The 12,124-nt window shown below is 66.2% G+C and carries 7 protein-coding genes; 4 read left to right on the forward strand and 3 right to left on the reverse strand.

The features are described from left to right. Positions 1–453: 453 nt before the first annotated feature. A complete protein-coding gene (locus tag H7A76_RS09120) occupies positions 454–1,005 on the reverse strand; it encodes a cysteine hydrolase family protein (RefSeq protein WP_185698182.1) in 552 nt (183 codons plus the stop codon). 158 nt (positions 1,006–1,163) lie between these two features. Here H7A76_RS09120 and H7A76_RS09125 point away from each other — a divergent pair, with 158 nt between their 5' ends. Beyond that, positions 1,164–2,090: a helix-turn-helix domain-containing protein gene (locus H7A76_RS09125; protein ID WP_221775179.1), complete on the forward strand. Its 927-nt coding sequence runs from the start codon at positions 1,164–1,166 to the stop codon at positions 2,088–2,090. Between the two features lie 75 nt (positions 2,091–2,165). On the opposite strand, the gene H7A76_RS09130 is transcribed toward H7A76_RS09125, so the two are convergent. Beyond that, positions 2,166–3,374 (reverse strand): MFS transporter, encoded by a 1,209-nt coding sequence (locus H7A76_RS09130; protein WP_185698184.1) that lies wholly within the window; start codon positions 3,372–3,374, stop codon positions 2,166–2,168. Positions 3,375–3,573: 199 nt separating this feature from the next. On the opposite strand from H7A76_RS09130, the gene H7A76_RS09135 reads away from it, so the two are divergent. Then, positions 3,574–5,679 carry a mechanosensitive ion channel family protein gene (locus H7A76_RS09135; RefSeq protein ID WP_185698185.1) on the forward strand — a complete coding sequence of 702 codons (2,106 nt, stop codon included), beginning with the start codon at positions 3,574–3,576 and terminating at the stop codon, positions 5,677–5,679. Positions 5,680–5,708: 29 nt separating this feature from the next. Here the strand turns inward: H7A76_RS09135 and H7A76_RS09140 are convergent, their stop codons facing one another. Continuing rightward, positions 5,709–9,998: a DEAD/DEAH box helicase gene (locus H7A76_RS09140; RefSeq protein WP_185698186.1), complete on the reverse strand. Its 4,290-nt coding sequence runs from the start codon at positions 9,996–9,998 to the stop codon at positions 5,709–5,711. Positions 9,999–10,282: 284 nt separating this feature from the next. Between H7A76_RS09140 and H7A76_RS09145 the strand changes: the two genes are divergently transcribed. Together H7A76_RS09145 and H7A76_RS09150 are read left to right on the forward strand one after the other, a co-directional pair. Next, positions 10,283–11,167 (forward strand): sugar nucleotide-binding protein, encoded by an 885-nt coding sequence (locus tag H7A76_RS09145; RefSeq protein ID WP_185698187.1) that lies wholly within the window; start codon positions 10,283–10,285, stop codon positions 11,165–11,167. Continuing rightward, complete coding sequence (locus H7A76_RS09150) at positions 11,160–12,089, forward strand: NAD-dependent epimerase/dehydratase family protein (RefSeq protein ID WP_185698188.1); 930 nt, start codon at positions 11,160–11,162, stop codon at positions 12,087–12,089. Before H7A76_RS09145 ends, H7A76_RS09150 begins: the two co-directional genes overlap by 8 nt. The last annotated feature ends 35 nt before the right edge of the window (positions 12,090–12,124 follow it).

The following is a 12,124-nucleotide window of genomic DNA, read 5'->3' on the forward strand; positions in this document are numbered from 1 at the left end:
CTATCAAGTTAGCCAAGGCTTTGGTTTTTGCAAGCAAGGCCAATGAACTGGCTCATAACGCAGTTTTATGGCTCGCAGGGAAACTATTCTGAAAAGATCTTAGGGACGGTGAATGGCTAGCGGGGCTGGAGTTTTAGTTGAAAGTCAAAGTTGAACGGCGTTAATGAATATCGACACTAACGATTAGCTGGCTACTGAATAGCTGGCTTGTTTTTAATTCCATTTAATAGAATCGATTCATGGATTGTTAAATTAATTTTCTGTTTGATTAAACTTGTCACAACTAATGAAACTCATTCTCATGATTGCCTTCAAGTTGAGCGTCAGCTTGATCTTCGTTAGTTGAGCGACAGTTTAGCCAGTGCTGCCGTCTAGTTGTGCTGGGCAGCGTCCGTTACAGGTTGCCCGTTGTCCCGGGCAACCTGCGAACGCACCGCTGGAACTTCGGGAGTGTCAGGCTGACGCCAGGAACTCATCGGTGCACAGGACCCTGGCATAGGCGAATGCCAGGGCCGCCATCACGGCGCTCTGCACCTGGGCCGCGGGCACCTGTCTGCCGTTGAACTCCAGGTCCAGGGTGGCGCAGGCGTCGTCGATCACCTGCACCGGGTAACCCAGGTCGGCGGCCGCCCGGGCGGTGCCTTCCACGCACATGTGGCTCATGTTGCCGACGATCACCAGTTCCTCGATGCCTTGCCGCTGGAGGATCGTTTGCAATTCGGTTTCGCGGAATGCGTTGACGTAGTGCTTGAGCACCACCGGTTCATCGCCCTGGTTGCGGACCTTGGCATGTAACTGAGCACCTTCCGAGCCAGGGGTGAAGAACGGCGCGTCGGCGGAGGCAAATTCGTGGCGAATGTGCACCACCGGCGCGGCTTTCTGGCGAAAGGCCCGGATCAGCCGAGCGGCGTTGTCGGCAGCGGCCTCGACCCCTACCAGCGGCCATTTGCCGCCGACGAAGTAGTCGTTCTGGATATCGATTACGATGAGTGCCTGTCTGGCCATGGGGTTGTCTCCAAGTGAGTGTTCGACCTGGGGCCCAGTATCGGCACGCGGCAGCGCTTCGAGGATTGGCCGCATCGACATAAACAGGGGGAAAACTGACAGTGGCTATTCAAGGCGCGGTCGCCGAGCTGGGCGTGCTGCTTTATCCGGGCGTGCAGATGGCCGCGGTGCATGGCCTGACCGACCTGTTCGCGGTGGCCAACCGGGTAGCCGGCGAGCAGCCCGGCGGGCACCTGCCGCTGCTGCGGGTCAGTCATTGGCAGGTGAATGCCGAGCAGGCTCCGGCGCGGGTATACGACAGCCTGCAAGGCGCTGGCGACGGGTTGCAGGCGCTGGTGATCCCACCGGCGCTGGCCGGTTTCTGCGCCAGCCAGGTCTCTGCGCCCCTGGTCCACTGGTTGCGCCAGCAGCATGCCGCCGGGGCGACCCTGGGGGGCGTCTGCGTGGGGTCGATCATGCTGGCCGAGAGCGGTTTGCTCGACGGGCGCAGCGCCACCACCCATTGGACCTCGGCCAAGGCCTTCGCGGCCCGTTATCCACAGGTGCGGCTCGAGGCCGAGCAGCCCATAGTCGACGATGGCGACCTGATCACCACTGCCGGCCTGATGGCCTGGGCCGAGCTGGGGCTGCGCCTGGTGGACCGTTTGATGGGGCCAGGAGTGGCCAGGGCCACGGCACGCTTTCTGGTGATGGAGCACAGCGACAGCGCCAGCCAGTGCGGCAGCAATTTCGCCCCGATCCTCAGCCACGGCGATGCGGCGATCCTCAAGTTGCAGCACTGGTTGCAGGCCAATGGCGCGGTGGATGTGTCGCTGGCGGCGATGGCGCAGCAGGCCGGTCTCGAAGAACGCACCCTGCTGCGGCGCTTTCGCGCGGCCACCGGGCTCAAGCCGACCCAGTACTGCCAGCACTTGCGAGTGGGCAAGGCGCGGGAAATGCTCGAGTTCACCAACGGCACCATCGATCACATCGCCTGGACCGTGGGTTACCAGGACCCGGCGACATTTCGCAGCCTGTTCAAGAAGATCACCGGGCTTGCGCCCAGCGAGTACCGCAATCGTTTCGGCGTCGGCCGCACCCCCTGAGCGCCGGACGGCTGGCCCTGCGACCGGGGGCAGCCAAACCACCATTCGGCTGCGCCCCGTTGCGCAAAACCTGCCTCAGTGACCCGTTGCGGCCCGAGCGTTGCCGGTCGTTGCCGCGAAGGCCGGGTCCCGGCGATCCAGGCGACCGCTGAGGGCAGTCAGGCCCAGGGCCACCAGCACCACCAGCGCACCGATCCAGGCGGTATGGATCAACCCCAGTCGGGCGACGATCAGGCCGCCTAGCCAGGCGCCGCCGGCGATGCCCAGGTTGAACGCGGCGATGTTCAGGCCCGAGGCCACGTCCACCGCTTGCGGCGTGTGATGTTCGGCCTGGCGCACCACATAGACCTGCAGGCCGGGCACGTTGCCGAAGGCCACCGCACCCCACAGCAGCACGGTAAGCAGCGCCAGCCATGGGTTGCTGGCAGTGAAGGTGAGCAACAGCAGGACGCTGGCCAGCAGGGCGAAGATGATCTTCAGCGCGCCGATCGGGCCACGCCGGTCCGCCAGTTTGCCGCCCCAGATATTACCCACCGCCACCGACACGCCGTACACCAGCAGCACCAGGCTCACGGTGCTGGCGCTGAAGCCGGAAATCTCCTGGAGGATCGGCGCCAGGAAGGTGAAGGCGATGAACGAGCCACCGTAGCCAACCGCGGTCATGGCGTAGACCAGCAGCAGGCGTGGCTGTTTCAGTACTTGCAACTGCTGCAGCAGCGAGGCCGGGCGGCTGTGGGTAATCTTCTTCGGCACGTACAGCAGGCTGCCGACAAAGGCGATCACCCCCAGAGCGGAAACTGCGAGGAAGGTTTCGCGCCAGCCAAAGTGCTGGCCGATGAAGGTACCCAGGGGAACGCCGGTGACCAGGGCCACGGTCAGTCCGGTGAACATGATGGCGATGGCGCTGGCGGCTTTTTCCTTGGGCACCAGGCTGGTGGCGATGGTCGAACCGATGGAGAAGAACACCCCGTGGGCCAGGCCGGTGACGATCCGTGCCAGCACCAGGGATTCATAGCTGGGCGCGGTCCAGGCCAAGAGGTTGCCCAGGGTGAACAGCACCATCAGCGACAGCAGCAAGAGCTTGCGCGCAACCTTGCCGCTCAGGGCGGTGAGTACCGGGGCGCCGATGGCTACCCCGAGGGCGTAGAGGCTGACCAGCAGCCCGGCGGACGGCAAGCTGACCCCGAGGTCGGCACCGATGGTGGGTAACAAGCCGACGATGACGAATTCGGTCGTCCCGATGGCGAATGCGCTGAGGGTCAGCGCGAGCAAGGCAATGGGCATCACTGCGACTCCGGTTGAAGTTCAATGGCGCGCAGTGTCCGCTTTCGGTTCGTGCAGAAAAATACGGATATCGGCACAACATACTTGCCGCCAGGTCAAGGATCGCGGCGAATGAGCGGCCAGGGCCGGGCAATCCAGGCGAACTTGCCGGGCGTTTGTTGATCAGTTCCTTACAGACCCTGCTGAAGGAGCCCGCGTTGTGTTGAATCTCAAGACCGCGATTCTGCTCGGGGTGCTGCTCTTGCTGGGCAGCCGCGAGCTGGATGCCGCCCCCGCGCCGAGCGCCCCGGCCGAGACTCCGGCCAAGCCGGAACTGCTGGTCGAGGGTGGGTTGCTGGGCGCCATCAGTTCGAGCCTCGATGAGGTCCAGGACAAGCTCGACCTCAACCAGAACCTGCTCGATGCCTGGCGCCTGCGCGCCGATCGTGCGGCGGACGAGGTCGGGCGCCTGGTCAACCAGCCATCGGACCGTTCCGGCTGGGGCGTAGTCGGGGACTTCCTGGTGCTGTCCGGCACCTGGCTCGGCAGCTTCGTGCTGCTGACGCTGCTGGGAGGCTGGCTGGCCCGCCGTTTGGCGCGACAACGCTGGCTGCTGGCTCGCCCCCGTGGCCAGGCCTTGCTGGAATACCTTCTGCCCTACACCTTGCCGGCCCTGATCAGCCTGCCCCTGACGCTGTACGTCAGTCACTCGTTGTCCGGCTCCGTGGGACGGGCCCTGGCCTTGTGCCTGGCCTACGCCACCAGCAGCGGCATCGTCTCCACCAGCGTGTTGCTGTGCCTGATCGTACTGTTCAACGTGGGGCACAAGCGTCCGGCGGTCCGGGTGATCCGCCGCTACTGTCCCAAGCCGTTGTTCCTCATGGGCTTTCTCGCGGCCCTCAGCGATGCCTTGGCCAGCCCGCAGATCGCGCGCCAGCTGGGGGGCAACATCACCAGCAGCGTGGCGGTGGTCACCGGATTGCTGGCCACTCTGTTCTTCGCCGTGCTGGTGGTCCGCCTGCGCCGGCCGGTGGCGCAGTTGATCCGCAATCGCCCGCTGTCCCAGCGCCTCGGGCAGCCGGCGTTGCAGGAATCGCTGCGGATCTTTTCCGGGCTCTGGTACTGGCCGATCCTGCTGATGGCGCTGGTCTCGGCGGTCAACCTGATCGGTGCCGGCGAGGACAGCCAGGAAGCCCTGCGCTGTGCCTTGCTGACCACCGCGCTGCTGATCGCCACGGTGTTCCTCAGCACCTTGCTGCAGCACCTGTTCAAATCGCGCAGCGCCCAGTCGATCCAGCGCAGCAGCGCCTACAAGGAGCGCTTCCTCAGCCTGCTGCATGCATTGCTGCGTATCGTGATGGCCATTGCCTTCATCGAGATCCTCGGGCGCATCTGGGGCATCTCGCTGTTCGAGTTCGCCCAGCGCAACAGTGTGGGTCGGGCCATCAGTGACTCGCTGAGCAGCATCGGCCTGATCTTCCTGGTGACCTGGCTGCTGTGGGTGGTGCTGGACACGGCGATCCAGGAAGCCTTGAAGCCGCCGGCCAACAAGCGTTCGGCCCGCCAGCCCAGCACCCGGGTCAAGACCATCCTGCCGCTGCTGCGCAACGCGATCAAAATCATCCTGGTGGTGATCTGTGCGATCACTACCATGGCCAACGTGGGGATCAACGTCGCACCACTGCTGGCCGGTGCCGGGGTGGTCGGCCTGGCCATCGGTTTCGGTTCCCAGCAACTGGTGCAGGACGTGATTACCGGCCTGTTCATCATCATCGAGGACACCTTGTCCATCGGTGACTGGGTCGTGCTGGATTCCGGCCACGCCGGGACGGTGGAGGGCCTGACCATCCGTACCCTGCGTTTGCGCGATGGCAAGGGTTTCGTGCATTCGGTGCCGTTCGGCCAGATCAAGGCGGTCACCAACCAGTCGCGGCAGTTCGCCTTCGCCTTCTTCTCGGTACAGTTCACCTACGACTCGGATGTCGACAAGGCCATCGAGCTGATCCGCGAGGCCGGTCGCTCCATCAGCGATGACCCATTCCTCAAGTACAGCCTGCAAGGCGGCCTGGACGTGTTCGGAGTGGACAAGATGGACCTCAACGGCGTGGTGCTGACGGCGCAGTTCCGCACGGTGTCCGGCGGCCAGTACGCGGTAACGCGGGCCTTCAACCAGCGTTTGAAGAAGCTTGTGGATAACTCCCCATGGGTGCATTTCGCCCAGACTTATCCACAACAGGTGATGCTGCCGGCGCGGCGGCCCCATGAAGACGACCCGGAGCAGGAGGAGTCGGCGCTGTTGTTGCCCGAGTCGCCCCGCGCGCAGTGATGCTGGCGGTCGCTGGCTTCTCGAGGTGGCTACAGGCGGTGCCGTACCAGCTTGTGGCGCAGGGCCTGGGCCTCCTCGGGGGCCAGATCCAGCCAGATATGCTGGACCCCGGCAATCTCGGCGGCGGCCGGCAGGCCATCGCGGTACACCAGGCGGTTGCCGCCCAGGGCCGGGACCTTGGGGCCGGGCAGCAGGGTCCCGGCGAGGTTCAGCGGGTCCACCCCGCACACCGCCACCAGGCTGCCGTCGTGAGGGCGGCGGCGTACTTCGCGCAGCAGCGGGATGGCTTCCGGCAAGGCGAATTGTTCCCCCGCCAGGCCGCTGACGAAACGCCCGCCACGGATTTGTCCGCGGGCTTCCAGGCGATGCAGGGTGCGCAGCAGTTCGCGCCAGCTGGGCAGCCAGTCGGCCTCGCGCTCCAGCAAACGCCAGAACACCACGCCATAGCGGCGCAGCAGGGTCATGGCCACGTGTTCCAGGGTGGCGCTCGGATCCTGGTTCGCCGAGCGCCGGAGCAGGGCCCAGCGCCCGGCGTCGTCCATGCCGCCGCTGAAGGCGCCGCGCCCGCGGCGGCTGCTGCGTTGTTGGCGCTTGCTCGCCGGAGTGATCAGGGCACGCAGGCCGGCGAAGCTGTCGGCGTTCACCAGCCCGGCCCCCACCAGTTCCTGCAGCACGCTTTCCAGTTCGCTGCGCAGCAGGTGGCTTTCATGCAGCAGTTCATCGAAGAACAGCGCGCCTTGCTGGCCCAGCAGGGCCTGGACCTTTTGCGCCTTGGCCGACAGCTCGGCGCCGAGCGGGGTGGCCAGGCCGTTCCAGAGGGGGGCCTGGGCCCGCGGCAGGAGCACGATCGGTGTGCTGCGCAAGGCACCGTTGGCCGGTTTGCCGCTGGCGTTGATCCGGCTCCAGGCCACCTTGCCGCTGCGGCACAGCTCATCCAGCCAGTGGTTGGAGTAGTCCTTCAGGCGTGCCGGCAACAGGTCGCTGTCCCAGGCCGAGGCGGCCGCCGGATAACCTTCGAGCTGGCCCACCACCTCGGCCAGCATGGCGCTGCCCTGGCCCCGGGTGTCCGCTGACAGGCGCTGCCAGTCGAACAGGAAACGCATGAAGTCCTGCAGCGCCACAGGCTCGATTTCCCGGCGCAGGCGCTTGACCGTGTAGCGATGGATCCGTGCCAGCAGATGACGTTCGCACCACTGCTGTGCATCGCTTCCGGGGCTGAAGTGGCCACGCAGCACGTAACCCTCGGTTTCGAGCCGGGCCAGGGCCCGGGCCACTTGCTCCTCGGGCAGGCCCAGGGGCGTGGCGACCTGCTCCAGGGTCAGTGGCGCGAAACCGCTGAGCCGGGCGCGGATCACTTCCACCAAGGCCTCCTCCGGCTCCCAGGCCGGGGCGAAACCCGCTATCGGCAGCAACGGCGGTTGCAGCGACGCTTGCGGATAAAGGGCCTGCAGGCAAGCGATGCGCTCCACCGCCAGCCACAACCGGGGGCCGCTGGCCGCCTGCAAGCGACAGGCGCGCCCCTGGATGGCCAATGCCTGCAACCACTCGATCCACCCGGGGTTGGCCTTCGCCTCGGCGTCGTCGATGCAGGCCAGGCTCATCAGGGCCTCGTGCATTTCGTCGGTGCCGGCGGGAGTCGGCCAGGCTTCTTCGGCCACTGCGGCGATGGCGCCGGGGTCCAGGGCGCCCAGGTCGTCGCTGGCGGTAGGGTCGCTCCAGCGCCGGGCCAGCACCGCCTGGGTGCGGCGTTCCTCCAGGGGCGCATCGTCGAGGAAGGTATAGGGCTTGGCGCTGAGGATCTCCGCTGCCAGTGGCGAGGGCGCCGGCAGGTCACGGCTGAGCAGGCGCACCTGGCCTTGTTCCATGCGCCGCAGCAGTTGCAGCCAGCCCGCGCTGTCCATGGCTTCGTGCAGGCAGTCGTCCAGGGTTTGCTCCACCAGCGGGTGATCGGGAATCTGCCGTTCGCCGGCGAGGTTCTCCAGGCAGGCGATCTGGTCGGGAAACACACTGGCGATCAGGTCTTCGCTCTTCATTCGCTGGATCTGCGGCGCCACTTTGCGTCCGCCGCTGTAGCGTGGCAGGGCCAGGGCCACCCCGGCATTCCAGCGCCAGCGCACGCCGAACAGCGGGGCATCGAGCAGGGCCTGGACCAGGATGTGCTCGGCGCTGTTGCTGTGCAGGTAGCGCCACACTTCATCCAGGGCGAAGCTGTGGCTGGTGGACAGCGACAGGACGATGGCGTCTTCGCTGGCCGCGGCCTGCAGCTCGAAATTGAAGGTGCGGCAGAAGCGTTTGCGCAGGGCCAGGCCCCAGGCACGGTTGATGCGGCTGCCGAAGGGACTGTGGATGACGAGCTGGGTGCCGCCGGACTCATCGAAGAAGCGCTCCATGATCAAGGTGTCCTGGGACGGCAGGGCGCCCAGGGCCTGGCGGGCCGGCGCCAGGTATTCCACCAGCTGTTCGGCGCAGGCCTGGCTCAGGCCCGGTTCCTGTCGCAGCCAGTCGATGGCCGCTTGCAGCTGGCCTGGGGCGGCGCCCAGTAGTTGATCCAGGCGGGCCAGCAGGCGCGCTACGGCCGCCGACAATTCGGCGCTGCGCCCAGGCGCCTCGCCGAGCCAGAACGGCAGGCTCGGTGGCTGGCCGGGAGCGTCCTCGACCCGTACCTTGCCGGTTTCCACCCGCAGGATGCGGTAGGCGTTATTGCCCAGCTGGAACACGTCGCCGGCATGGCTCTCCACGGCGAAGTCCTCGTTGACGCTGCCGATGTTCAGGCCCTGGGGTTCGAGCAGCACGCTGTAGTCGGCGTTGTCGGGAATGGTGCCGCCGCTGGTGACCGCAGTCAGCCTGGCGCCGCGGCGCCCGCGCAGGGTCCGGGCCAGGGCGTCGCGATGCAGGTAGGCGCTGCGCAGGCCCTGGCGGCCATTGAAGCCTTCGGCGAGCATCCGCAGCAGCGCCTGGTAGTGCTGCGGGTCAAGCCCGGCATAGGGGCTGGCGCGGCGCACCAGCTCCAGCAGCGCTTCTTCCGACCACTCCTGGCAGCTGACTTCGGCGACGATCTGCTGGGCCAGCACATCCAGCGGCGCCTTGGGGATCGACAGGGCGTCCAGCTCGCCCCGGCGCACGCAATCGAGCAGGGCGGTGCATTCGATCAGGTCGTCGCGGGTCAGGGCGAACAAGCGGCCCTTGGGGGTGCCGCCAACCTGGTGTCCGGAACGCCCGACCCGTTGCAAAAAGGCCGAGATCGAGCCCGGCGAGCCGATCTGGCAGACCAGGTCGACGTCGCCGATGTCGATGCCCAGTTCCAGGGATGCGGTGGCCACCAGCACTTGCAACTCGCCGGCCTTGAGCCGTTGTTCGGCGGCCAGGCGTTGTTCCTTGGCCAGGCTGCCATGGTGGGCGGCCACCGCCTGGCGTCCCAGGCGCTCGCTCAAGTAGCGACTCAAGCGCTCGGCCAGGCGCCGAGTGTTGACGAATATCAGGGTGGTGCGATGGTCCCGGGCGAGGCTGGCCAGGCGGTCGTACACCAGGCCCCAGACATCGGTGGACATCACCGCCGACAGCGGCACGGGTGGCACCTCGATGTCCAGGTCCCGGGGCCGGGAGTGGCCGATATCGACGATCTTGCAGGGCCGGTCGCGTCCGGCCAGGAAGCGCGATACCGCCTCGATGGGTTTCTGCGTGGCGGACAGGCCGATGCGGAGCAAGGGCGCGCGGCACAACGCCTGCAAGCGCTCCAGGCTCAGGGCCAGGTGGCTGCCGCGCTTGCTGCCGGCCAGGGCGTGGATTTCATCGACGATCACCGTCCGGGTGCTGGCCAGCATCCGACGTCCCGAGTCCGAGCCCAGCAGCACGTAAAGCGATTCGGGAGTGGTGACGAGGATCTGCGGCGCATTCCGTCGCATGGCGTTGCGCTCTTTCTGCGGGGTGTCGCCAGTGCGCACGGCAGTACGGATGGTCAACTCCGGCAGGCCCATCAGGCGCAGCTGCTCGGTGATCCCGGCCAGGGGTTGCTGGAGGTTGACCTGGATATCGTTGCTCAGGGCCTTGAGCGGCGAGACGTAGACCACCAGGGTGGCGTCCGGCAGCTCGCCGCCCGCGGCCAGGCCCTGGCGCACCAGGTCGTCGAGTACGGCGAGAAAGGCCGTCAGGGTCTTGCCCGAGCCGGTGGGGGCGGCGATCAGCGTCGAGCGCCGCTGGGCGATCAGCGGCCAGGCTTGGGCCTGGGCCGTGGTCACGGCGGCGAAGGTACGCTGGAACCAGGCACGGACGGCTGGATGGAAAGCGTCCAGTGGCAGGTTCGCGGATTCGGCAAGGTTCATGGCTGACGTTATGCGGCCGCCCGGGGCAACTTGCAAGCGCCCGCCTGGCGGCTACCGGCCCCTTTTGTCCGATACGGTGCCGACCACCGCCTGGCCCGGGGGCTTGGCGGCGACCTGGCCCGCGCCAGTGGCTACGCTCGAGGGGAGGGGGAGCGCACTTTCTCAGTGACGGTTGCGCCACAAACCCGCAAAATGCAACGATTCCGGCAATACCCGGCGGCTTGGCTCCCCGGGAATTGACCAATCCAAACCAACGTTCCGAACACACTGGGCCTGCTGACTCTATGCGAATGCGCCTTATGTTACTGGGCGGCGGAAATGCCCTTGGGCAGGCGCTGATTCGCCTGGGTGCGGAGGAAGACATCAGCTTCCTCGCGCCCCGTCCGCCGCAAGACGGTTGGGACGCCGCGAGCCTCACGCAATTGCTCGACGACACCCGTCCGGATGCCTTGATCAACCTGGCCTACTACTTCGACTGGTTCCAGGCGGAGACGGTGAGCGAGGCGCGCCTGGCTGGCCAGGAGCGAGCGGTCGAGCGACTGGCCGAACTCTGCCAGCACCACAACATCATCCTGGTGCAACCTTCGAGCTACCGGGTATTCGACGGCTCGCGGGCCACCGCCTACAGCGAGAAGGACGAGCCCGTTCCCCTGGGCCTGCATGGCCAGGCGTTGTGGCGGATCGAGCAGAGCGTGCGTGCCACTTGCCCGCAGCATGTGCTGCTGCGTTTCGGCTGGCTGCTCGATGACAGCGCCGAGGGCATTCTCGGGCGTTTCCTGGCCCGGGCCGAGTCGGCGCAGGAACTGCTCATGGCGGATGATCGCCGGGGTAATCCGACGCCGGTGGATGACGCCGCGCGAGTGATCATCTCGGTGCTCAAGCAACTCGACTGTGCCGCGCCGTTGTGGGGCACCTACCACTACGCTGGCCAGGAAGCGACCACGCCCCTGGCCCTGGGCCAGGCGGTACTCGGCGAGGCGCGACAGCTGCACCCGCTGGCTGTCGAGGCGCCCACTGCCCAGGCCCACGCGGCGTTCGCCGATGCCGCCGAAGAACCGCAGCACGCGGTACTGGCCTGCAAGAAAATTCTTCACACTTTCGGGATCAAGCCGCGCGCCTGGCGTGCCGCGCTCCCGGCTTTACTGGATAGGTTCTATCGCCATGGCTGACGGCTTTGTATTGATCACCGGCGGCGCTGGGTTCATCGGTTCGAACCTGGCCGATGCGCTGCTCGCCAAGGGTTACTCGGTGCGTGTGCTGGACGACTTGTCCACAGGCAAGCCAGCCAACCTGCCGCTGGATAATCCGCGTGTCGAGCTGATCGAAGGGGATGTCGCCGATGCCGCCCTGGTGAATCGGGTCATGCAAGGTTGCAGCGCCGTGGTCCACCTGGCGGCGGTGGCGTCGGTGCAGGCCTCGGTGGACGATCCGGTACAGACCCACCAGAGCAACTTCATTGGCACCCTGAACGTTTGCGAGGCCATGCGCGAGCAGGGCGTGAAACGGGTGTTGTTCGCCTCCAGCGCGGCGGTCTACGGCAATAACGGCGAAGGCCAGTCCATCGACGAAGATACGCCCAAGGCACCGCTGACCCCCTATGCCAGCGACAAGCTGGCCAGCGAACACTACCTGGATTTCTATCGGCGCCAACACGGCCTGGAGCCGGCGATCTTCCGCTTCTTCAATATCTTCGGCCCACGCCAGGATCCTTCGTCGCCGTACTCCGGGGTGATCAGCATTTTCTGCGAGCGGGCCCAGAAGGGGCTGCCGATCACGGTATTCGGCGATGGCGAACAGACCCGGGACTTCGTCTATATCGGTGACCTGGTGGAAGTGCTGGTACAAGCCATCGAGGCTCCTCGACTGGAAGAGGGCGCGGTCAACGTTGGCTTGAACCAGGCGACCACGCTCAAGCAACTGCTGGCAGCCCTGGGCGAGGTTGTGGGCGAGCTGCCCCCCATCAGCCATGGCCCTGCCCGTTCCGGCGACATTCGTCATTCGCGGGCCAGCAACCAGCGTCTGCTGCAGCGCTTCCGCTTTCCCGAGCCCACGCCGATGAGCGTCGGCCTGGCCCGCCTGTTGGGTCGCTGACGTTTTTCCGGACACGAAAAAGGCGCCTCGAGGGC

Origin of the sequence: Pseudomonas sp. MSSRFD41 (assembly GCF_014230245.1) — a bacterium.
Classification (GTDB): Bacteria; Pseudomonadota; Gammaproteobacteria; order Pseudomonadales; family Pseudomonadaceae; genus Aquipseudomonas; species Aquipseudomonas piscis.